19 protein-coding genes are annotated in these 23,201 nt (G+C 59.9%); 11 read left to right on the top strand and 8 right to left on the bottom strand.

Annotated features, from left to right (window positions below):
* Window positions 1-228: 228 nt before the first annotated feature.
* From DSCA_RS06460 to DSCA_RS06435, 6 genes are all read left to right on the top strand, one after another.
* The gene (locus DSCA_RS06460) at window positions 229-906 is read left to right on the top strand and encodes a response regulator transcription factor (protein ID WP_155315646.1); all 678 of its coding nucleotides are present in this window, start codon (window positions 229-231) and stop codon (window positions 904-906) included.
* 67 nt (window positions 907-973) lie between these two features.
* The gene (locus tag DSCA_RS06455) at window positions 974-2,308 is read left to right on the top strand and encodes a sensor histidine kinase (protein ID WP_231716398.1); all 1,335 of its coding nucleotides are present in this window, start codon (window positions 974-976) and stop codon (window positions 2,306-2,308) included.
* A gap of 77 nt (window positions 2,309-2,385) precedes the next feature.
* Window positions 2,386-4,722, top strand: a complete 2,337-nt coding sequence (locus DSCA_RS06450) for an ATP-binding protein (RefSeq protein WP_155315644.1) — start codon at window positions 2,386-2,388, stop codon at window positions 4,720-4,722.
* Window positions 4,723-5,049: 327 nt separating this feature from the next.
* Window positions 5,050-6,492 carry a DegQ family serine endoprotease gene (locus tag DSCA_RS06445; protein ID WP_155315643.1) on the top strand — a complete coding sequence of 481 codons (1,443 nt, stop codon included), beginning with the start codon at window positions 5,050-5,052 and terminating at the stop codon, window positions 6,490-6,492.
* 203 nt (window positions 6,493-6,695) lie between these two features.
* The gene (locus DSCA_RS06440) at window positions 6,696-6,881 is read left to right on the top strand and encodes an FmdB family zinc ribbon protein (RefSeq protein ID WP_155315642.1); all 186 of its coding nucleotides are present in this window, start codon (window positions 6,696-6,698) and stop codon (window positions 6,879-6,881) included.
* 262 nt (window positions 6,882-7,143) lie between these two features.
* Window positions 7,144-7,944 (top strand): inositol monophosphatase family protein, encoded by an 801-nt coding sequence (locus DSCA_RS06435; RefSeq protein ID WP_155315641.1) that lies wholly within the window; start codon window positions 7,144-7,146, stop codon window positions 7,942-7,944.
* A gap of 20 nt (window positions 7,945-7,964) precedes the next feature.
* On the opposite strand, the gene DSCA_RS06430 is transcribed toward DSCA_RS06435, so the two are convergent.
* Complete coding sequence (locus DSCA_RS06430; RefSeq protein ID WP_155315640.1) at window positions 7,965-8,135, bottom strand: hypothetical protein; 171 nt, start codon at window positions 8,133-8,135, stop codon at window positions 7,965-7,967.
* Window positions 8,136-8,296: 161 nt separating this feature from the next.
* Here DSCA_RS06430 and DSCA_RS06425 point away from each other — a divergent pair, with 161 nt between their 5' ends.
* Window positions 8,297-9,754 carry an aminoacyl-histidine dipeptidase gene (locus tag DSCA_RS06425; RefSeq protein ID WP_167527637.1) on the top strand — a complete coding sequence of 486 codons (1,458 nt, stop codon included), beginning with the start codon at window positions 8,297-8,299 and terminating at the stop codon, window positions 9,752-9,754.
* Window positions 9,755-9,782: 28 nt separating this feature from the next.
* Here the strand turns inward: DSCA_RS06425 and DSCA_RS06420 are convergent, their stop codons facing one another.
* A complete protein-coding gene (locus tag DSCA_RS06420; protein WP_155315638.1) occupies window positions 9,783-10,409 on the bottom strand; it encodes a J domain-containing protein in 627 nt (208 codons plus the stop codon).
* Window positions 10,410-10,609: 200 nt separating this feature from the next.
* Between DSCA_RS06420 and DSCA_RS06415 the strand changes: the two genes are divergently transcribed.
* Complete coding sequence (locus tag DSCA_RS06415) at window positions 10,610-10,864, top strand: hypothetical protein (protein ID WP_155315637.1); 255 nt, start codon at window positions 10,610-10,612, stop codon at window positions 10,862-10,864.
* 500 nt (window positions 10,865-11,364) lie between these two features.
* Here the strand turns inward: DSCA_RS06415 and DSCA_RS06410 are convergent, their stop codons facing one another.
* The 6 genes from DSCA_RS06410 to lexA all read right to left on the bottom strand — a co-directional run bounded on the left by DSCA_RS06410 (window position 11,365) and on the right by lexA (window position 20,280).
* A complete protein-coding gene (locus DSCA_RS06410) occupies window positions 11,365-12,705 on the bottom strand; it encodes a hypothetical protein (protein ID WP_155315636.1) in 1,341 nt (446 codons plus the stop codon).
* Between the two features lie 479 nt (window positions 12,706-13,184).
* Window positions 13,185-16,214, bottom strand: coding sequence for a DNA polymerase III subunit alpha (locus DSCA_RS06405; RefSeq protein ID WP_155315635.1), 3,030 nt, complete (start codon window positions 16,212-16,214; stop codon window positions 13,185-13,187).
* A gap of 141 nt (window positions 16,215-16,355) precedes the next feature.
* Entirely contained in the window at window positions 16,356-17,270 is a 915-nt protein-coding gene (locus DSCA_RS06400; protein WP_155315634.1) for an ROK family protein, read from the bottom strand.
* 186 nt (window positions 17,271-17,456) lie between these two features.
* Window positions 17,457-18,674 carry a DNA polymerase Y family protein gene (locus DSCA_RS06395; protein WP_155315633.1) on the bottom strand — a complete coding sequence of 406 codons (1,218 nt, stop codon included), beginning with the start codon at window positions 18,672-18,674 and terminating at the stop codon, window positions 17,457-17,459.
* Between the two features lie 3 nt (window positions 18,675-18,677).
* Entirely contained in the window at window positions 18,678-19,502 is an 825-nt protein-coding gene (locus DSCA_RS06390; protein WP_231716397.1) for a DUF72 domain-containing protein, read from the bottom strand.
* A gap of 145 nt (window positions 19,503-19,647) precedes the next feature.
* A complete protein-coding gene (gene lexA / locus DSCA_RS06385; protein ID WP_155315632.1) occupies window positions 19,648-20,280 on the bottom strand; it encodes a transcriptional repressor LexA in 633 nt (210 codons plus the stop codon).
* Between the two features lie 211 nt (window positions 20,281-20,491).
* On the opposite strand from lexA, the gene DSCA_RS06380 reads away from it, so the two are divergent.
* The 3 genes from DSCA_RS06380 (at window position 20,492) to DSCA_RS06370 (ending at window position 23,077) form a co-directional block, all read left to right on the top strand.
* Window positions 20,492-21,157, top strand: coding sequence for an endonuclease III domain-containing protein (locus DSCA_RS06380; protein WP_155315631.1), 666 nt, complete (start codon window positions 20,492-20,494; stop codon window positions 21,155-21,157).
* 300 nt (window positions 21,158-21,457) lie between these two features.
* Window positions 21,458-22,246, top strand: coding sequence for an exodeoxyribonuclease III (locus DSCA_RS06375; protein WP_231716396.1), 789 nt, complete (start codon window positions 21,458-21,460; stop codon window positions 22,244-22,246).
* Window positions 22,247-22,276: 30 nt separating this feature from the next.
* A complete protein-coding gene (locus DSCA_RS06370) occupies window positions 22,277-23,077 on the top strand; it encodes an alpha/beta fold hydrolase (protein WP_155315630.1) in 801 nt (266 codons plus the stop codon).
* Window positions 23,078-23,201: the final 124 nt, after the last annotated feature.

Raw genomic sequence — 23,201 nt, 5'->3', positions numbered from 1 at the left:
CATCCGGAAAACGCGACTGGGACTGCTCCCGGTCTGGTCAGCAGCCGCCTCTTGACACCGGGTTGCAACCGGTTGCAGGGCATCAAGGCCGGGCCAACGGAGAGACGCCCCCGTGGGGCGGGTTGCCGTCCGGAAACACGTGCCGATAACCGCTGTTTCAGCGCCGAATATACCGGGGCCGGCCAAACCGGCACTGGTTTCCGGGGCGAAGCGACATGGGAAAACGCGATGCGACTGTTATTGATTGAAGACGACGAAAAAATAGCCTCCTTTGTCAAAAAAGGGTTCAAGGCCGAGGGCTTTGCGGTCGACCACGCCCCGGACGGAACGTCCGGGCTGGACCTTGCGCTTACCGAACCCTACGATGCCGCCGTGGTGGACATCATGCTGCCCGGATTGGACGGCCTGTCTCTCATCGGGCGGATGCGTCGGGAAAAGGTTATGACACCGGTGATTATTCTCAGCGCCAAAAGTGCCATCGATGATCGGGTCAGGGGACTGCAAACGGGCGGTGACGACTATCTGAGCAAACCCTTTGCCTTCTCGGAACTGCTGGCCCGGGTTCAGGCGTTGATCCGGCGTGCCAGCGGCGCCAAGGAGCCCACCCGACTGACCTGTGGCGATCTGACCATCGACATGCTGACCCGCGAAGTTCGCCGCGGCGGGGTAAAGATCGATCTGCAGCCGCTGGAGTACTCCCTTCTGGAATACCTCATGCGAAACGCCGGCCGGGTGGTGTCCAAGACCATGATCATGGAGCACGTCTGGGATTACCATTTCGATCCGCAGACCAATGTCGTTGAGGCGCGGATCTGCCGGCTCCGCGACAAGGTGGACAAGGGGAGCAACGAAAAACTGATCCATACGGTCCGCGGGGTGGGGTATGCCCTTCGCCGGAATGCTTAAACTGCCCCGAACTCTTTCCTTCCGTTTAACCCTGTGGTACGGGGTTATTTTCTCATTGCTGTCATGCATGGCGTTTGTTTTCTTTTATGTGTTGATCTCCACCCATCTGAGACAGCGGCTGGACAGCCGGCTTTCCGAAAAGATCTCTGAATTCGGCGCCATTTACAACATCCAGGGGCTTGAGGAGGTCAAGGCCGCTGCGCTCCTGGAATCCCAGGCGGCTGGTGAGAAGAAAATCTTCTTTCGCCTGTTGTATGCCAGCGGGGTCGCTTTTTCTTCATCCAATATGTCCTATTGGAAGGAGATCGGGATCAACAGGCGTGCCGTCAACCGGCTGGTGAAGGGCCATTCGCGGGTTTATGAAACCCTGGCGATTCCCGGCCGCCCCGATCGGGTGCGCATCGTATATGGTATCATCGGCAGGGGGGTCGTGGCCCAGCTGGGCTATTCCATGGAAAACGATACGGCCTTTATCGGCATCTTTAAGAAGATCTTTCTGGTCACCATGTCCGTGTTGATTCTGACGGCAGTGCTGGTCGGCTGGTTCATGGCCAGGCGGGCCCTTTCCGGCGTCGAAGCGGTTACCCGGACGGCGCAGCAGATTTCCGAATCCGAACTTGGCCGGCGGGTACCGATCATGGCACGCCACGAGGAGATCGACCAGCTGGCACTGACCTTCAACCAGATGCTGGACCGTATCGAAAAACTGGTCGTCGGGATCCGTGAGATGGGTGACAATATTGCCCATGACCTGAAAAGTCCGGTGGCCCGAATTCGCGGGATGGCTGAACTCAGTATCTCCGGCGCCCCGGACGGCGGGGGGGACCTGACCCTGGCCGGCAACACCATCGAAGAGTGCGATCGGCTCCTGGATATGATCAATACCATGCTGTTCATCTCCAAAACCGACGCCGGTGCCGGTGGCGACGCCCTGGAACCGGTGAACCTGGCAGACGTGGTCCGGGGGGCGGTGGCGCTTTTTGGCCCCCTGGCTGAAGACAAAGGGCTTGCCCTGACCTGCGACGTTCCTGAGACGTTGATGGTGCAGGGAGACCTGAAGATGCTTCAACGGGCGATGGCCAACCTCGTTGACAATGCCATCAAGTATACACCGGCGCCGGGCAACATTGACATTCGTGGCGTTCATGATAAAGGTATTGAAAAGATTAACATTTTCGTAAAAGATGATGGTATCGGGATCGGCGCCGGGGATCTGCCCAGAATTTTCGCCCGGTTTTTTCGATGCGACCAGAGCCGGGCAACCGGAGGTTACGGGCTGGGATTGAGTCTGGCCAGGGCAATTGCCACTGCCCATGGCGGAGAAATTAATGCCGAGAGCACACTAGGAAAAGGAAGTACGTTTACCCTGTGCCTGCCCCCCGATGGCAAGACGTTGAAATGAATCGAATCCATATCCTGAATCCGGCTTGTCCCTGCTGCCTGCATGCCGTTTGATTTACCCATACCCGGCGGTGATCGATGAACCTGGCCAAGAATAAAATCGATGTTGCCATCCCCTACAGCATGATCCAGGTCAGCCTGAATCCGTTGACCCTGGATTTTACGGGGCGGGACCAAACCCTGGAAAAGCCCTTCAGGCGCGCCTACTTTTCCAATTCCCTGGATCATGTGCGACGGTGCAAGCTCTACGCAATTCTCTTTTTCAGCATTTTCGGCATCCTGGACGCCTATGTGTTTCCGGAACAGAAATTCCAGTTGTGGTTCATTCGCTATGTGATGGTGTGCCCCGTGTTTCTCGTGGGGTTGATTTTTTCCTACACCGATGTTTACCGGCGGTTTTGGCAGCCGATCAATGCCTTCTATATCATAGTCACCGGCGTTGCCTACATAGCCATGGTGGTGATCACGCCCGCGCCCGAATCCTACTTTTACGGAGTCGGTACCATTTTTTGCGTTTTTTTCGGATATACCTTTATTCATGCCCGATTCGTGACCGCTTCGATTGCCGGTTTTTTCGTGGTCGGCGGCTACCAGGCAGCCATGATGTGGCTTATGGATGCCAGTGATGTGATTCAACTGATTTACGGCGCCCATTTTCTGGGGATCAATCTGCTGGGGATGCTGATTTGCTACTCCATCGAGATCCACCAGCGCAAAAGTTTTTTCCTGAATTACCTGTTGGAAAAGGAAAAAGAGAAGACAGAGCAGATCAACCGCAACCTGGAAAAACGGGTGGAAGCGCGCACTGCTGCGCTCCAGCGAATCAACCGGGATCTGAACAAAGAGATCCGCGAGAGAAAGCAGGCCGAGGGACGGGTCCGCGCCAGCCACGAGCAGCTCGAAACGATACTCGACAGCATTGATGCCGATATCCACCTGTCGGATATGGAAAGCAGGCGCATTCTGCTGGCCAACCGGCACATGAAAAAAAACTATGGCGACGATATCGTGGGGCAGGTCTGCCATCAGGCGGTCATGGGGCAGGAGCAGCCCTGCCAGCAATGCAAGGCGCACATGCTGGTGGACGAAAACGGCCGACCCGGGGAAGGCCGTTCCTGGGAGGAAAAAAATCCGGTCAACGGCCGCTGGTACATCATCTATGCCCGGGCCATCGTGTGGGAAGACGGCCGTATTGCACAACTTCAGGTCGCTACGGATATCACGGCCATGAAAGAAATGGAATCGCGTCTTCAACGGGCACAGAAAATGGAGGCGATCGGCACACTCGCAGGGGGGGTGGCCCACGATCTGAACAATATCCTGTCGGGGCTGGTGGGCTACCCGGAACTGCTGCTCTTGGACATTCCCGAAGGCAGCGATGCGCGAACCATCGTTGAAACCATCAAAAACTCGGGTGAGAAGGCCGCGGCCATTGTTCAGGATATGCTGGCCCTGGCGCGGCGGGGGGTGCCGGTTAACGACGTGGTCAGTCTGAACCGCATCGTCCGGGACTACCTGGACAGCCCTGAACTGGCCAAACTCAAATCGGTTCATTTTCAAGTGACGATAAGGGCGGATCTGGAGCCGACGGTGTTCAATATTGTCGGCTCCGCGGTGCATCTTGGAAAAACCGTTATGAACCTGGTCACCAATGCTGCTGAAGCCATTCCCCATGTCGGGGAAATTACCATCAGCACCCGCAACTGCTATATGGACCGCCCGATGCACGGATTCGAGACCGTTCCCGAAGGCGAATATGTACGCCTCCGGGTGGCGGATACCGGTATCGGAATTCCGATGCGAAACCTGGAACGCGTTTTTGAGCCCTTTTATACCAAGAAAAAAATGGGCCGGAGCGGAACCGGTCTGGGAATGGCAGTGGTGTGGGGTACCGTGAAAGATCACCATGGTTTCATTGACGCCCGCAGTGTGGAAGGCCGGGGGACCGTATTCGACCTCTATTTTCCTGTTTCCCGGCAGGATCTGGAAGCCGAGGCTGAGGTCCTGCCCCTCGATCGATACCGCGGCGCGGGCGAATCCGTTCTGGTGGTGGATGACATCAAAGAACAGCGCGACATGGCTGCATTCATGCTCAACCGCTTGAATTACCGGGTTGATACGGTTGCCAGCGGACAGGACGCGGTTGATTTCATCCGCAGGGCCGCGGTGGATATCCTGGTCCTGGACATGATCATGGATCCCGAGATGGACGGCCTGGAAACCTATCGCCAGATTCTGGCCATCGCTCCAGGCCAGAAGGCCATTATCGCCAGTGGCTTTTCCGAGTCACAGCGTGTGCTGGAGGCCCAGCGCCTGGGGGCCGGCCGGTACATCAAAAAACCCTACCGCATGGAGCAGATCGGCATGGCACTGAAGGAACAACTGGCTGCCGCGCCCGCCGACAACCGCTCTTGACCCCCAATGCCCAATGCCGGAACAGATGGGCAGGTGCCCAGTCTTTGACAGCCCCGCCAACCGTCCCCTATCGGTGTCACGATCCATCCCACGTCCCCGGGGAATGCATAAGTGTTTTTCATTACATTGGATTCGCAAGTTTTGACATGGGGCTTTTTACGGAGCCGCCTGAAATGCGACTTTTAACCGGCCATCAATGATTACCAATCGGTAATCTTTCCGTCATCTTGCCGTAAGCCTGCCGGTTTATGTTGGTCGCATTAAAATCGTTCACGTGTTCCATGCCTTGTGCGTGAAATCTTTTCAGGATTCAAAAGGAGGTCGGATATGATCGAGATCAAAAAAGCGGTTCAGACGTTTTTCCTTTTTTTAGGGGTGTTGGGTGCGGCAGCATTGATATCCACGGGCACACCGGGGACTCGAACGGCGTACGCCTTCTCCGCGCCGGAAAGTTTCAGCGAACTGGCCGAAGCCGCCAGACCCGGAGTGGTAAACATTCGAACCGTGAAAACCATCAAAGGCGGCAGCCCTGTTTTCCGGCATTTTTTCGGCAACCCCTTCGGCGGCAAGCAAAACCCCTTTGATGAATTTTTCGGTCCGTTCCAGGGAGATGGCCACCAGCGGGATTTCAAGCAGCGCAGCCTGGGCTCCGGATTTATTATCGATGGCGACGGGTTTATTGTTACCAACAATCACGTGATCGAGGATGCCGATCAGATCAAGGTGATCCTGTCGGATGACAAGGAATTCGATGCAGAAATGGTGGGGCGTGATCCCAAGACAGACCTGGCCCTGATTCGCATCAAAGGGGCCAAAAATCTCAAACCCCTCGAACTTGGGAATTCCGAACGACTGAAAGTGGGGACCTGGGTGGTGGCCATCGGGAGTCCTTTCGGCCTGGAGCAGACCGTCACGGCAGGTATCGTCAGTGCCAAGGGCCGCATCATCGGTTCGGGACCCTATGATGATTTTATCCAGACCGACGCTTCCATCAACCCGGGCAACAGCGGCGGTCCGCTGCTCAATATGGATGGCGAGGTGGTGGGTATCAATACGGCCATTATCGCCAGCGGGCAAGGCATCGGCTTTGCCATTCCCATCAACATGGCCAAAGGAATTATCGACCAGCTCAAGGACAATGGAGAAGTCACCCGTGGCTGGCTGGGCGTGGGTATTCAGGACCTGACTCCGGAACTGGCGGAGTACTACGACCTCAAGGCTGAAAAGGGTGTCCTGGTCACCCAGGTCTTCGAAGGCGATCCGGCGGACAACGCCGGGGTCAAAGTCAACGACATCATTCTGTCCGTGGACGGGAAAAGCGTATCGACCGGACGGGAGCTGTCCGCCAAGATCGCCAACACGCCGGTGGGCAGCAAGACCAGGCTCGAACTGATACGCGACGGGCGGGAAAAAAGCCTGACGGTGACGCTGGCCAAGCGGGACGATGATGAGAAAATCGTCGCCTCGCGGAGTCGGGGAAACGATGAGCTGGGCATCGAAGTGACCGATCTGGATTCGGACATTGCCCGGCGCTTCGGCATCGACGCTAAAGAAAACGGCGTGCTGGTCACGGATGTGAAGGACGAGAGCCTGGCCCAGGCGGCCGATCTGCGTCCCGGCGATATTATCAAGGAGATCAATCGAAATGCCGTGAAAGACCGGAAGGGCTTTGTCCGGCTGATGAAAAAGAACGATGACAGTGACACCGTTCAACTGCTGGTCAAACGGCGCAACGCCGGATACCTGGTGCTGAAGATCGAACGGGAATGACAGCCGTGATCGCGCCATGCAATCGGCGGACTCGGACATAGGGTCCGGGACCGCCGGTTTTCATGGCGCACGGATGCCGGAAAGGCTGTCGTGATCGGGCCTTGACATGATCGGAAAACGGAACTAAGTTGCAAAAAAAAAGCGGACCATGGCAGGCGCCCAGGGCGCCTGCGGCATGTGCCCGACCCAGAAAGGATAAAGTGATGCCGGTTTATGAGTTCCAGTGCAAATGTGGTCATATTACCGAAGAGCTGGTGCGGATGGATACCAAAACGGTCGAGTGCCCCAAATGCCACGGTAAAGCCAAGAAGATACTTTCCGCGTGCAGCTTCGAACTGAAAGGCGGCGGATGGTATGCTGACGGGTACGCCTCGTCGAAAAAAAAATAGCCGGCATCGCCCCGTTTTCCCCAGCCGGAAACCGGGGCTGCCAAGATGTTTCCCACCTGCTTTGTTTTCTTTGTCTTAACATCTGGATGGTCACCTGTAGCCATTGCCAGCTGTTTGCCGGCAGCTTCGTTGCATGACGATTTTTTATGCCTCTCGCCATCAATAGAACCATACCTTATTCAGAACAATGCGTCGGTTTTATTTTTGTTCCTCCCCTGTCTGTTCACCAGGGAAACCGTTTTCTCAACAACCAGGAGGTGACATGAAGCAGGAGCCAATCCATGGGATCGAAGCCTTGACGGCGTTTGCCATCAACGCCATCCGTGATGCCGGCCAGGCGGCAATGGACAGCTATGGCAAGGGCCGGGGGCCGGCCAAGTTCGATGAAGGACTGGTCACGCAGGCCGAGCTGCAGATCAACAAACGTTTCCGGCAGGCGGTGGACAACCAGTATCCGGACCACCGGATGTTTACCAGCAAAACGCCGGATACCGCCTACACCCATGACAGCCGGCGATACATGTGGATCTTCGACCCCATCGACGGGGTGGATAATTACCAGGCCGGCATTCCCATCTGGGGAATGTCTCTGGCGCTCTTGGAAAATTTCTGGCCGGTGTTCGGCGCTTTTTACATGCCGGCCACCGGGGACCTGTTTCATGCCCGGGCCGGAGGAAAGGCTTTCTGGGGAGAGAACCGGATCCGGATGACCGATGACCGCCCCCTTGACGATGAAAGCCTGATGTTCACCTTTTCGAGATTTCACCAGCACTACGTTTCCCGGTTTCCGGGAAAGATCAGGAATCTGGGATGTACCGGCGCACACCTGTGTTACGTGGCCATGGGGAGAGCGGATGCGGCGGTGACGGCCAACGAGTCCTTCCAGGACCTGGCTGCCACCCGGATGATTGTCGAGGCTGCCGGCGGGAGGCTCTATAAAGCCAGCGGCGAAAAGTTTTACCTCAACGACTATCTCAACGGAGAACGGATCGACGAACACCTTCTGGTGACCGCACCGGGCAACTGCCGGGCCGCTCTGGACTGCCTGGAAAAGCGCCGCTGACATGCGTTCGCCGTAATGGCTCAGTCGGCATCGTCATCGGCTGCGATGCGGGTGTTTTCCATCCGGTAGATCATTACGCAAACGCACAGACCGGCCGCAAAAAGCGCACAGAACAAAAGGAAGCTGTCCGAAGCTTTCCTCCAGGACAGATAAAACAAAAACGAAATGATCATCAGTAGCTTGGTGTTCACGGATGTCCCTGGGCCCTAAAGGTGAGGTCGTTGTTGTCCTGTAGTGCGTATCGGCCTTTTTTTTTCAATCTTGACCTCCTTTTTTCCAAAAACAGGCGTCCATGCCCCCGGAGCCTGATGAGGGCGGTTATTACGGGGCGAGTACCCAAGGAGACAAATCCATGGACAGGGCAACCCGCAGGGTCATCGATGTTTTTGAACGGATTAACCGGATTCCCCGCTGTTCGAAGCAGGAACAGCAGGTTTCCCGGTGGCTTCGGCAGTGGGCCGCGTCCAGGGATCTGGAGGCGCAAACAGACAGCGCCGGCAACCTGGTGGTGCGGGTGCCGCCCTCAGACGGGTTCGAGCAGGCGCCCATCGTCATTCTTCAGGGACACATGGACATGGTCTGTGAAAAACGGGCCGGCTCCGGTCACGACTTTTCCAAAGACCCGATCCGTATGGTCCGGGAGGGCTCCTGGCTCAGCGCCCGCGAGACCACCCTGGGAGCAGACAACGGGATTGCCATTGCCATTGCCCTTGCGCTGGTGGATGATCCGGACATCTCCCACCCGGCTCTGGAACTGTTTTTTACCGTGGAGGAGGAGACCGGCCTGACCGGCGTGCTGAACATGACGCCTTCCCTCCTGAGGGGTAAAATCCTCGTCAACCTGGATTCGGAGGATGAAGGTGTTTTTGTGGTCGGGTGCGCGGGGGGGCGAAACACCACCATCGATCGACAACTGGATCTTCAGGCCATAGACGGCGGATACGAGCTGCTGGGCGTGTCCGCCCGGGGCATGCGAGGCGGGCACAGTGGCATCGACATCGCCAAACACCGCGCCAATGCCAACAAGGTCATGGCCCGGCTGCTGAGCGCCGGTGCTGCGGCGGCGCCGATACGACTGGCTTCCCTGAAGGGGGGCACCGGCAGGAATGTGATTCCCCGTGCCTGTGACGCCGTGGTGGCCTGTGGTCGGGACCGGATCGATGCGCTGGCGGGAGAAATCGGTTCACTGGCCCTGACGATCGAACGGGAGTACCGGACGACCGATCCCGGGGTGACCATTCACATCGAAAAAAAAGGGCCGCCGGCTGAGGATGGCCGCGGCGTCACGGAAAACGATACGGCCACGGTGGTGGACCTGCTGGCAGCGCTGCCCAGTGGCCCGGTTGAAATGGCCGAAGATTTCCCGCTGCTGGTTCGGACGTCCGCCAACCTGTCCATGGTGGAGATAAAAAACGATGCCCTGGTGGTGGTCTCCAACCAGCGAAGTTCCGTGCCTTCCCGGATGGACGACATATGCCGGACGGTCGAGGCGGCGGGGCGTCTTTCCGGTGCCACCGTACATACCGGCGCCGGTTATCCGTCATGGCCGATGAACCGGGAATCGCCGCTGCTCAAGCGCTGCACGGCGCTTTATCGGGAGTTATTCGATGCCGCGCCCATTGTTCAGATCATGCATGCGGGCCTGGAGTGCGCCGTGATCGGCGATCGGTGCCCGGGCATGGATATGATTTCCCTGGGGCCCACCATGGAAAATCCCCATTCGCCGTCGGAACGGCTGTACCTGCCGTCCGTGGAGAGGGTGTGGCGGCTGCTGGCGGCCTTGCTGGAATCTTTTCGATCGGAAGAATGAGGGGCTCTGAAAAACGGGCCGACACACCTTATCGGCTTCTGCCGATTCCCCGAACCCGGTGAACCGGTCTGACCGGCCCCGGGCGTTCCGCTCCGCCAACAGCACCCACGGTGCCGCCACGGCGGCGGCAGCCCCCATAGCCGCCTGCGCTGCGAGACGGGACCGCACCCGGTTTTCTCGACCGGCGTCCCGGGCGTCCCGGTCGGGAGGAAATGTTGCCGCCGGCCATTTCATCGAGAACCTGCCCGAAGGTTTTTCGACGGCTGGCATGAGATGCGTCTGCAGGTGCCGGGTCGCGTTTGGCGTCATGATTTCCCCCAAAGGCGTTCAGGGTGTCGAACAGATGATCGACCCAGGAGCGCTTTTCGGGTTTTTGGCCGGGATTATCGTTTTGAGGGGCACTGCCCTGCGGCTGGCGGGGCGGGGGTGGGGCAGCCTTGGGCTCGGGACGCACGAAGGCCAGGTGTGCCTTGACCCGGGCGTAGGCGATATTGATCTGCTTCAGCTGCTCTTCCGCCCCGGCCTTGGTGGGCGACCCTTCGGGAAACTGATCCGGATGCCAGCGACGTACCTGCGCCTTGTAGGCGTGCTTGGCGGACGCTTCATCCGCCGTCGGATCCAGACCCAGTATGTTTAAACTTGTCGTTAAGTCCATTGTTTTTCCCGGTTGACGAGCCCCTGAATGGACACTTAATAGGTGAAAAGCACCAGGGTGTCAATCCAGATTCAGACCCTGGAGGGGGGCAGCCGGCCGGAATTCACGGCCCGTCGTTTTGCTTCGCCGCACTTGACGCAGCCGCGAAAAGCTTTTATGCAACGGCCGTATCAGATCCGATGGTTGCCAGAGGAGTGAACATGCAAAAACGTCCGTTTACGATATCCTATGTTTTTTTCTACCTGCTTTTTTCAGCCGACACGTGGCGCATTGCCGCCGGTTTTATCTGCGCCGTTTTGCTCGGCCCCCTGGTGACCCGGGGCCGGGACCTGAGCCAGGGCGGGGAAGCCATGGTCTGGCTGATGATCATGGCCATCGGCTGGTCGGTGACGGCCTGGCCGGCCAAGAAAATCACCGCTGCCCTTCAGCGCGCGGTGAAACGGGCCTCGAAGTAGGCTTCCCCGGATTGGTTGGGGCAATATGTTGCGGCGAACGTCAATCCATGAACCACAACTCGGAATCGGGGTTGTTCGACGGGAGCCAGAAGTCATCGATGTCCACGCGCACCGCGCCATCTTCCGCCCAGGTCAAGATCTGCATTTTTCCCTTTTGTTTGCCCCGGCCTGACGATTTAATCAGCGGCACGGCTTTTAGCGTCCATTGAATTGGTTTGACTCCTCGTCCTCCGGAGAGGTTTCACAGAAATCGTCACAACGCATATCGTGGTATGGCAAACTGCCGGAGGCAGCCTCGAAGATCGTCTGTCGTGACCGGAATTCCCTCTCCCCGGTGCCGGCCATCAGCGCATTTTCTCCAATGATCTTCAAGGGCCTCCAGCGCAAAGCGGTTGCGATCACCGGCAACCCTGGGGGGCGCCCGAGTTGATAGGGCCCGGACAAAAAATGAAACGTGTCCACTCGAGCAGGCCGATACATTCCGGGGTCCTTCCTGCCGGCTAGTTCATGCATGTCCCGGCCTGCCGCGACCGTCCCATTGTTTTGGCCATCAACTCGTATTTGGCTGAAATCAGATCGAAATTTTTTCGCCTTGAAAGCTCTCTCAGGTACAGGTCGGAGAGATACCAGCGTTGCGTGAATTTGCCCACGGACCTGAAAATCTCGCAGTTTCTGGCGACCATCAAATCGAAGGCTCTGCGATTCATCCCCAATACGCTGGAGGCCATGTCAAACGGCGTGAATCCATGATACTGGTTGTTGTATTCATCCCGCCGATGGGACGGCGTCAGGATTCGTTTCTCGAAATCGACGCCATCCTGCCCGGAAAGCAATTGGGCCGTGCGGGCCAGCAGGACGTCAATCAGGGTGCGAACCCCCGCCTGCTGCCGGGACGGCGGCAGGTCGGAAAGGGGGGTTGACGGCGATTCACGGATAAACCGGTCGCAGTCCGCCTGGATCATACGGGCCCGCCAACTGCGGATCCGCTTGGCCTTTCCGGTTTCATAGGTCCAGAGGCCTCTTCCCAGATAACGTTTGGCGCTTTTTTTGGCATGCCTGCGAAGAAAGTGTAACTCCTCCCTGATATCGGCATAGAGGGTATAACCGGATTTTCCCCCGACAACGGCCTCCTTGATCTTGTCCATGTCCTTTTGGCCTTGGCCTGCCAGGGCCTTTTCCGTTTCCCGTTTCAGTGCCATGGCCCGATCATAGACGCGCCGGGAAACCCGTTTGAGCATACCGGTCTCATATCTGGCGACGGATTGATTCAACAACGACGTGGGGCGTATGCCCAGGCGTTCTTCCAGATAGCGCAGCACCGGCCGTATGCGCTCGTAAGGGACCCGTTCGTCGCGGGGCACCTCTTCGAACTCGTCCAGCCACCGGTCGAGCAACTGCCGGTCCACGCCCGCATCCGCAAATTTCCGGCGCATGGCATGCTCAAGCCGGGCGTCGATGGTATTGATCCGGCCATTGAAAATCCGGTGGTCGACCCTCCGGCCGGGGGGCAATCCAAACAGATCCCTGTAAAGGTCGGCCCTGCTGATTCCGTCATTGAGGACCAGCCACATGTCAGCCATGGCCCTGAAGGCCGCACCGTCCACCTTCAACGGTTCACGCGGTGGGGCCGGACAGTCGAAAAGTGTCTGGTAATTCCGGCTGCTGACGGAGTTCACCCGTCCATGGACAATATTGTAGACCAGCATGTAGGTCAGGCCCGTATGCTTTGCCAGTGCCGCCGCTGAATCCGTGCCATGAATTTCGAATAGACGCTCAAGATCCCTGGCCGTCAATTCCACGCGAGGCTTTGGCCCTCTTTTTTTATTTGGATTGTTTTTCATTTCCGCTCCGCCACACGCAGACGATGATATTCATTGAAAGGTATCCGTCCGGGCCCCCGCCGCTGACATGGTGTCATAGATCATGGGCGCCCGTAAACCGGGCATACTAACCCTTTTTGAATGGGCTGCATGTGGATTTTCAGGGGTTTACCGGAGTGAAGCGGTGGTGGCCGTTAACGCGACGGGGAAGACGTGTTCCGTATGTACGAACAGGCAATGAACCATAAACGACCGCATCCGAACCGCTTCCGGGCTTATCAGGCCCAAAAAATCATTTTCGGCGTTCCTGCTATTGGCAGCATGGTTTGTCTCAGAGCCGTTCGCACCACGTCTTTACTGATAGGCATCCACACTTGATGTAATCTTAGGGTAGGCATAAAAAAGTGCATGTCAAATTGGCGTCCACGATGGCTTTTCACCGGGATGCGCCTTGTCGAAACGGGCTGCATGCGCCGACCCTTTCCATCGACGACCGTGGCTCAGGGCGGTTTTCCCCTTCGCCGTATCATCTGGGCATGATCCACGGTAAGGGTCACGGCACCCCAGTTCGCCTCCACCTTTCCCGCCAGCAGGTAAGGCCGGTTCCGGTCGATGGTGTGGCAGAAGCGCCGGTAGGCCTCAGGGAAGAAGGTGGTTTCCACGATGCCGGTTTCATCCTCGAACGTCAGAAATTCCATGGGGTCCCCGTGGCGGGTGTGGACCACCTTGCCGGTGATCAGCCAGGCGGCCAGGCGCACCCGCCGGCCCACCAGGCCCGGAAGCCGGTCGGCCTTCACCGTGTCCAGGGCCTTGATGACATGGGCAAACCGGGTGATGGGATGCCGGCGGCACAGGAATCCCAGGACGGCGAATTCCCGGCGCAGGCGCGTGGCGGCATCCTCCGGTGGAAATGCGGGGGGTGTTTCAGGCCCCGCGAGAGGTCGCGATGAGAACAGGTCCACCTGTCCCCTTGACCGCCGCCGGTTTGCCTGCCATCCGGCCAGGGTCCACAGCAGGCGGGTCCGTGAACGATGGGTGTCCAGCGCGTCCAGGGCGCCGCAGTGAATCAATGCCCGGGCTTCATCTTCATCCGGATGCACACGGTCCAGAAAATCGGTCAGGTCCCTGAATTCCGACCGCTGCCGGCATGCCATAATGGTCGCCATGGTGGCCTCGCTCAGTCCGCCGACGGCCATCAGGCCCACCCGCAGGCGCCGGCCGTCGCCCGTCCATCGGATCCGGCTGGTGGCGACGTCCGGCGGGTCGACGGCCAGCCCCATGCGCCGGGCTTCGGACACGTAGGCAAAGGTGCTGTAGAACCCCCCCCGGTTGCTGATGACAGCGGCCATGAACTCGGCCGGGTGGTGGGTTTTGAGAAACGCCGCCTGGAAGGACACCCGGGCGTAGGAGGCGCTGTGGGGCTTGCAGAAAGAGTACCCGGAAAAACTCATCATCATCTGCCAGACGGCGTCGGCCTGGTCCGTCGATACGCCCCGGCCAGCGGCCCCGGCCATGAAACGCTCGCGGAAATCGGCCAATTGCCGCCGCCGGTCCTTTTTGGCGATGATTTTGCGCAGGCCGTCGGCCTCGGCATCGGAGAACCCGGCCAGGGCCACGGCCGCCCGGGAGACATCCTCCTGGTAAACCATGATACCGAAGGTTTCGTCCAGCACGTCGGCCAGCAGGGGGTGGATGGGGTCCCAGCTGCCGCCGTGCAGGCGACGCAGGTACTCCTGGATGTAAACGTTGGCCGCCGGCCGGATGATGGAGGAGTGGATCACCAGATGATCGAAATCACCGCTGCCGGCTTTCCGGTGCAGCAGCCGCATGGCCGGGCTTTCGATGTAAAAACAGCCCATGGTGCGGCCCAGGGCCACGGTTTCCCGGGTGGCCGGATCATCCTCGGGCTCCCATCGGTTCTCATCAAAAGTGGTGCCGTTGGCCGCCACGTTGGCCACGGCGTCCCGGATCACCCCCAGGCTGCGGTTGCCCAGAAGGTCGATCTTCACCAGGCCGGCGTCCTCGGCGCCGTCCTTGTCCCACTGGATGACGGGCACCCCCTTGGGGGCCCTCTCCACGGGGACATAGCCGTCCATGGGAGCCGGGGTGACGACCACGCCGCCGGGGTGCACGGACAGGTGGCGCGGGATTCCGATGATCCGCTGGGCCAGGGCCATGATCTGCGGCCAGGGTTCGACGAAGTCCAGGAGGCGGGTTTCCGGGCGCTTTCGCAGACCTTCCAGCAGGCCGGCATCCAGTTCCCCCCGGTGCCAGAACCCGGGCAGGCGCCGGGTGATCCGGCCGATTTCGCCATTGGGCATGCCGAACACCCTGGCCGTTTCCCGCAGGGCCATGCGCGGCTGGAACCGGATGTGGCTGGCAACCATGGCCGCATGACCGGCAAAACGGTCGAGCACCCCGTCGATGACCGGGTCCCGCTCGTCCCAGGCAAAATCCACGTCGATGTCCGGCGGGTCGCTTCTCCCGGGGTTGAGGAACCGGCCGAAGTAGAGGTTGTGCTTTACCGGGCAGACGTTGGTGATACCCAGGCTGTAGGCCACCAGGGAGGCGGCCGCCGATCCCCGGCCGCAGGTCCGCGGGCTCTGCGAGACGATCTCTTTCACCACCAGGAAATAAGCCGAAAACCCCATGCGGGCGATGACGGCCAGCTCGTGCTCCAGTCGCTCCACCACGGCCTCGCCAAGTTCACCGCCGTAACGCTTCCGGGCGCCGGCATAGGCCGCCAGGCGCAGGCAGTCGTCGGCACTGCGGCCATTTTTATCCCGCCACGGCGGCATGACCAGGCCGAAACCGGGGCCGGTGAACCGTAATTCGTCGGCCAGGCCCATGGTATTTTCTACAGCTTCCCGGCAACCGTTGAACCGCCGGCAATATTCCCCCGGCGTGGCCAGCCAGGCATCGGACGGCGCGGTGTCGCCGGGGGGCAGCCGGGACAGGGCCGTATTGCCGGCGATGGCCCGCAACAGACGGTGCACGGCAAACCCGTCCGGCTCCAGAAAGAAACTGCCCGGCGTGGCCACCACGGGGATGCCCAGCCGCCGGGCCGTCCGGACCAATGGGTGGAACGGGGATGGGGGGTGCCGGGGCAGGGCCGCGGCCGTGTGAACCCCGGCCCGGTGCCAGGCTGCCAGCAGGCCGGCCTGGTTGACCAGCACCAGCAGGCCGTCAGCCAGGCCGGGCAGGGCGACGGCCAGTTCGAATGCCGGGTCCCGGTGTCGCCGGGTGATCAGTCGGCACAGGTTGGCGTAGCCGGCCGCATCCCTGGCCAGGCAGACGGCGCGGTGGTTGTGGTTCGGGTCGGTGATTTCGGCGCCCACGATGGGGGTGATCCCCTCCTCGCGGCAGGCATGCAGAAACGGCCACAGGCCGTAGAGGTTGTCCGTGTCCGTGAGGGCCAGGCGGTCGTATCCCATGCGCCGGGCCGCCCGGCAGATGGCTGCCGGCGAATCGGTGCCCTGCATGAGGGAGTAATGGGAGCGGACGGTGAGGGGAATTAGCTGATCGCTCATAGCTGATGGCTGACAGGTGTTGGAACCGTCATTGGTGTCTGGCAGCGATAAAAATGCCAAATGACGGAGTACGGCTTATTCTTCTGTAAAATCGATGGAATACCTTTTCTATGAGCTATCAGCTACGAGCTGCCAGCTAATTCATTTCCCGATCCAGGCGGCGCCGATCACGCCGGCCGAATCGCCCAGTTGATGTTTCAGGATCGGCGTCTCCACCCGTTCGTGGAAGGCGTAGCGGCGCACCTGTTCCACTCCCAGGGTGTAGAGTTCGTCGATGTTGGAGACCCCGCCGCCCAGCACGACCGCATCGGGATCCAGGACCGAGATCAGGCCTCCCAGGCAGCGGCCGAAATCGTCCAGGAACTGTTTGAAAGCGGCCGTACACTGGGTATCGCCCTGCCGGTAACCGTCGGTGATCTGCTCCAGGGTGAGCCGCCGGCCGGTGTGCACGAAAAAGGATCGGGCCACCCCGCCCCCGCTGATTTTGGTTTCCACGCAGCCCCGGTTGCCGCAGTAGCAGCGGGTCCCCGCCGGGTCCACGGAGAAATGACCCCACTCGCCGCCGATGCGGTGCCGGCCGGTGTGGATGCGGCCGTCCACGCTGATGCCGCCACCGCAGCCGGTGCCCAGGATGATGCCGAATACCAGACCATATCCTTTGGCGGCGCCCTGCCGGGCTTCGGCCAGGGTGAAGCAGTTGGCGTCGTTTTCCATGGCGATGGGACGATCCAGCAGCCGCTCCAGGTTCTGCTGGAAGGCGTGCCCGATGAGCCCGGTGGTGTTGGCGTTCTGGACCCGGCCGGTTCGATTGTTGATCGTGCCGGGAATGCCCACGCCAATGGTGCAGGCCCGATCCCGGGGCACCTTTTCCAGGGTTTGCCGGATCAGGGTGTGCACGGCACGCCGGATTTTTTCGTATTCGGCGGCTCCCTCCGGATCACGCGGGGTGGCCACGCGTTTCCGCAGCAGGCTGCGGCCCGCCGGATCCAGCAGGATGGTTTCGATCTTGGTGCCGCCCAGGTCGATGCCCAGGCGATAGGGGTGTTTTTGGGCCATGGTTTTATCCGTTGTTATCGTTTAGATTGTTAAGATCGCTAGGGATGCCGTGAACCGATGGACGATGGAAGACCGCTTCGCTCCGACGGGGGAGGATCGAATGCGTCCCACGCCCGTTATTGTTCTTGCACCTTTCGTTCTCACACGTTCGCGTTATCGTCCCTCGTCTGCCGTCCCGCCTCCGGCCTACGCCGCCAGTGTCCGTCCCATGGCCAGTGCACCGGTGCCGAAGCGGCGGCGGATCCGATCCATGGCCGCCACCAGCCGGTCCTGCTTTTCGGCGATGTCGCGCTCCGACGCGAACAGCAGGCGCTGGGCCGGCGGGTAAGTCAGGCGGTCGCAGACCAGGGTCATGCACCGCAGCCGGACCCGGCGGGTCCATGCCAGGATCAGCAACCGCCGGGCATGGGTGAACAGCGAAAAATCATTGGCCGTGGCCGGTTTGGCACGGGTCTGGCGGACCCGGCGGACGCCGTCGGTGTATTCCAGAACCAGACCGATCCGACGGGCGGCCAGGGACTGGCATCGCAGCTGCCGGCCGGCCTGTTCCACCAGACGGTACAGGCTGCCTTCCACCTGGGGGCGATGGTTGGTGTCGTCGCCGAATTCCCGGCAGCCGACGACCCGCGGCGTCGGCTGGTCCACGGGGCGAACAGGCGACGGGTCGATGCCGTGAAGCCGGTCGCGGACAACGTCTCCCCCGTGGCCCAAAAGGATCTGCATCTGATCGGCGGTGAGCCCGTTGGCCTGAAAGACCCGGGTGATGTTGAAGTCGTTAAATCGATCCAGGTCGGCACGTTCGATGCCGGGCACCAGAAAGAGGGGCAGGGGCGCCAGAAATGCCGCTTCGTCGCCCGGCTCCACGATGTATTCGCCCAGGGGTTTGACCAGCCGGGTGGCGGTTTTGGCGATCAGCTTGCTGGTGGCCAGCGACCAGATGGGCGCCAGCCCCAGGTCCCGCCGGATCCGGCGGCCCAGCCGCCAGGCCACGTCCACCGGCGGCCCCAGCAGGCGGCTGCTGCCGGTGACGTCCACGAACAGGTGCCCGTCCCCGTCGCCCGGTTCGATCAGGGGAGAGCAGGGGAGGGCGGCATCGAGCATCCGGGCCATGGCCTGGCCGTAACGATCCGGGCGCGGCGGCAGCACCCGGGCGTCCCGGCAGCGGCGAAGGGCCCGGTTCAGGGGCATGTGCTTTCGCACCCCGGCCTGGAAGGCCGTTTCGCTCATGTCGACCACCGCGGCCCGGGCGGCCCCTTGCGGGGCGATGATCACCGGCCGGCCGACGAGCCGGCGGTCCAGTACCTGCTCCACGGCCACGGCGAAGTCGGCGACGTTGATGTGAATGATGGATCGTTCCATAGCTGACGGTTTCGTGAAAAATTCGATATCTGCGTTACGCGTCATCCCTCATCCATCTTCTTCCGCCAGCTGCGCCATCAGCGCACGCGCATTCTTCGGCGCCTGACCGCGGACGTGGTTGTTGAAAAAAATGATGCCGGTTTTCGCCTGTCGGGCCATTTCGGGGATGCGGGTCCGGGACCACTGGGCCAGTTCGTCGTCGCTGTAGTCGTAATCGAACTGTTTTTGCATGCTGGCCGACCGCCAGCCGTTGATATTGCGGCCGTGAAAGCGGATGTAGAACAGGTCCGGGCTGGTGACCACGGCCAGCGGCGGGAACAGGTCATTTAGCTCCGGGGCGTCCACGCAGGCCAGGGCCACCCGGCGTGCGTGGAGACCGGCGAACACCCGGTCCGTGGCCCAGGAGGCATGCCGGAACTCCACGGCCAGGGGCAGGCCGGCAAGGGCGTCCAGGAGCCGGGCCAGGTAGGTGCGGTTTGGGGGGGTGCGCCGGAAAAAAGGCGGCAGCTGAACCAGCACGGCCAGCAGCTGGCCCGACTGCACCAACGGCGCGATGCCCTCCCGGTAGCGGGCGGCCTGGGCCGGCCATCCGTTGGCGTCGACCTCATGGGTCAGGGTGCGGGTCAGCTTGGCGGCAAAGCGAAACCCTTCCGGTGCCCTGCGGCGCATGCGGTCCATGGCCGGTGCCTTGGGCATCTGGTACCAGGTGTAGTTGATCTCGCTGACCGGGAAGACACCGGCGTAATGGGCCAGCATCCGGGCCGTGCCGGTGCCCGGCGGGTAGAAGCCGGCATCCACCCACTCGCTGTAGGCGTACCCGCTGGTTCCGACCAGAATGGAAGGGGACGTGTTATTTCTGTTATGTATGGGCACTATTTCTCGATCGGTCAATAATTATTGGTATTAGGATCAAGTGTTAAGCAAAGGATGGGGATCGATACAAATCCTTAACTTGACCACTTAACATGTAAAACTTAACACCCTATTAAAAAAATATTTTTCGACTTTTTGTGAGGCGTCATCGGATACCCGTTAATCCCCGTTGGATCCCGATCACCCGTCCCTGAACCAGCACCTCGTCGAAACGGTAGCGCATGACCGGAAAATCGGGGTTTTCCGGCCGCAGTTCCACGTGGTCCCGGTGGAGAAAAAACCGTTTTACCGTGGCGTCCTCCCCGTGGATCAGGGCCACCACGATTTCGTTGTTTTCGGCGTACTGGCGCGGCGTGCATACGGCCATATCCCCGTCCAGGATGCCTGCCCCCTGCATGGAATCCCCCTGGACCCGAAGGGCGAAAAGGTGCCGGCCCCGGTACAGGGCACTGTCCAGCACCAGGCTGCCTTCCCACTCCTGCTGGGCGTACAGGGGCAGGCCCGCGGTCACCCGGCCGACCACCGGCACCTCGATCCATCGCTGGGCCGCCGCCGTTTCACCGGTGGGGCCGATCAGGTGAAGGGTGCGGCTGTAGCGGCCCTGGCGTTTGACCACCCCTTTTTGTTCCAGCAGCTTCAACCCCTGGGAGACGGCGGCATGGCTGACCCCCAGGTCTCCGGCCGCCTGGCGCAGACTGGGAGCGGTCCCGGTGCCTTCAATGGCGGTTTTCAGATAGTCGAAAAGCCGTTTCTGTCCCGGTGTCAGTTCGGGTGTCATTTTGCCCCTCCATGTCTCGATGGTTGCGTGGTTTTTATTATAAAAGGCAATATGTAAATGTCAATGTAAAGTTTTATATGCGTTTTTTGCTTTACAAAAACGCCGATCCTTGGGCCTTTACCTGGCGGGGCCGGGAGTGTATGATGCCACTGCGTTGCCGTTCTTGCCTGATGCACCGTCTCTCCCATGAATCCGGAAAGAACCGATTGCCATGACCCGAAAGCGCATCCTCGATATCGACCGTTTTGTGGCCACCATCGAATCCAATTATCGCCAGTGGGACCCCCCCATCATCACCTTCATCGCCAACCGGGGCGCCACCCCCTTTGAGGTGCTGGTTTCCACCCTGCTTTCCCTGCGCACCAAGGACGAAGTGACCGGCGTCGCGGCCCGACGATTGCTGCGTGCGGCCCGAACCCCGGAAACGATGGTTGCGCTGACGCCGCAGGAAATCGAACGGCTGATCTATCCGGTGGGGTTTTATCCGACCAAGGCCAGGCGTTTGCTGGCCATCAGCCGCCTGCTGCTGGACCGTTACGGGGGCAAGGTGCCGGATACCCTGGAGGAACTCACCGCCCTGCCCGGCGTGGGCCGCAAGACCGCCAACCTGGTCCTCGTGGAGGGATTCAAAATCCCTGCCATCTGCGTGGATACCCACGTGCACCGGATCAGCAACCGCATCGGCTACGTGAAGACCAAAAATGCGGACAAGACCGAACTGGCCCTGAGAAAGAAGCTGCCCAGGCGGCACTGGGTGCGCTACAATGAACTGCTGGTGGCTTTCGGCCAGGTACTGTGCCGGCCCGTTTCCCCTTTTTGCAGCCGCTGCCCGGTCGCCGACATGTGCCCGCAAATCGGGGTGGACCGCCACCGCTGACCGGTTGATCGGCCGGATGATAAATGCAGACAAAGAAAAGTAATGAATAACCTTACACTGTTTACAATAACCGTTTGATTAAATTAAATTTATCTTTTAACTAAATTAAAAAGACAATCGTTGCCATTCAAAATTGGGTGATTGTGGTTCCCCGCGATGCGGGATTTACGACAGGCCAAGGCCGCAGCCGTTTTCACAGCCGCAGGCGCAGCGGTGCTACGTCGAGGATTGGGAAAGGGCGAGAACGCCGGCCTGGGCCGCAAGATGCAATTTTTAAATGGAGACGAGGAGGAGGCAACCTTGCCCAGACAAACCATCAAGCTGGTCTCCTGGAACGTCAACGGCTACCGGGCCGTCATGAAAAAAGATTTCCTGGCATCCATCGGCAGCCTGGATGCGGACATCGTCGGCCTTCAGGAAACCAAGCTCCAGGAGCCTCAGCTGACCCGGGCCATGAAGGAACTCGACGGCTACCAGGCGGCGTTCTCCTTTTCCACGGTGAAGAAAGGCTACAGCGGCGTGGCCGCCTATTCGCGCATGGCCCCCAATGCGGTGCGCCACGGCATCGGCATCCCCCGGTTCGACGATGAAGGTCGCATCCTGGAATTGGAATTCGATGCCTTCACATTTTTTAACGTCTATTTCCCCAACGGCCAGATGAGCGACGAGCGCCTCGAATACAAGCTGGATTTCTACCAGGCCTTTTTCGACTACGCCGAGGCGCTTCGTAAACAGGGTAAAAGCCTGGTTGTCACCGGTGATTTCAACACGGCCCATAACGAGATCGACCTGAAGCACCCCGGGCCCAATTCCAAACGCTCCGGTTTCCTGCCCGTCGAACGCCGGTGGCTGGACCGCATCGTCGGCATGGGCTACGTCGACACGTTCCGTCACCGATATCCCGACACGGTGAAATACTCATGGTGGTCTTATCGCTTCAATGCACGCAAAACCAACGCCGGGTGGCGCATCGACTACTTTTTCGTTTCCGAGGACATCATCCGGAAGGGATGGTTGAAAGACGCGTTCATCGACAACGATATCTTTGGATCGGATCACTGTCCGGTGGGACTAATATTGGAAATATGATTCAAACCGTAACGCTTTGCGGGGAAATGCATGATGCCAACACTGAAAATAAATGGTCTGGACACCTACTATGAACTCCACGGGGAAGGGCAGACCGTCGTGCTGCTGCACAACGGGTTTTCCTGCGGCATGATGTGGGATGAGATCCGGCCCATGCTGGTGGCGGCCGGTTTTCGGGTACTGGTGTACGACCGGTGCGGATACGGCCGGTCGGACGGTGGTGCCGACTTTGCCGGCGACTATGTGGATGCGGGGTTTCGTGAAAAAAGTGTGTCCGCCATGGCCGAATTGGTGGACCGGCTGGGGATCGACCGTTTTCACATCGTCGGCCAGTGCGAAGGCGGCGTCGTCGGTGCGGACTGCGCCGTTCGTTATCCCGGGCGGGTCATGACCCTTGTGGCGGCCAGCACCATGTGTCACAGCATCATTCCCATTGAAGCGTTCAACCGCCGGAAACTGCCGGCCGCCTTTGACGACCTGGATCCGGAACTGAAGAAAAAATACATCCACTGGCATGGCAGGGACCGGGGGCGGATCTTTTACGAAATCTGCGCCCAAGGGGGCGGGTGCTACGGTGAGAAGGGGTTTTTCGATCTCCGGCCGGTCATTTCCCAGGTGGCCTGCCCGACCCTGGTGATGTATCCGGACCGGGGCTACTTTTTTGACGTGGAACAGGGGGTGGCTTTTTACCGCCATCTGACCCGGGGGGAGTTGCTGGTGTTTCCCAAGTGCGGGCACAATATTTTCGAACATTACCCGCAGATGTATGCCCGGCAGGTGATTGATTTTATCCGCCGGCAAGGGCCGCATTCAATGCCCGCCGCCCTTTGATAAACCGCATAAAAAAGGTGAGGGTGTTCCCGATCGGCCATAAAAAGCGTTGACGGATGGCCAGGGGAAATGTCAGTTAACACATACGGGCGTTAACGCCTCTGGAAATTGAATTGAATCGTGA

The organism is Desulfosarcina alkanivorans (assembly GCF_009688945.1).
GTDB lineage: Bacteria > Desulfobacterota > Desulfobacteria > Desulfobacterales > Desulfosarcinaceae > Desulfosarcina > Desulfosarcina alkanivorans.
Note: the sequence above shows the minus strand (reverse complement) of the source record. Positions and strands in the feature narration are given on the sequence as shown.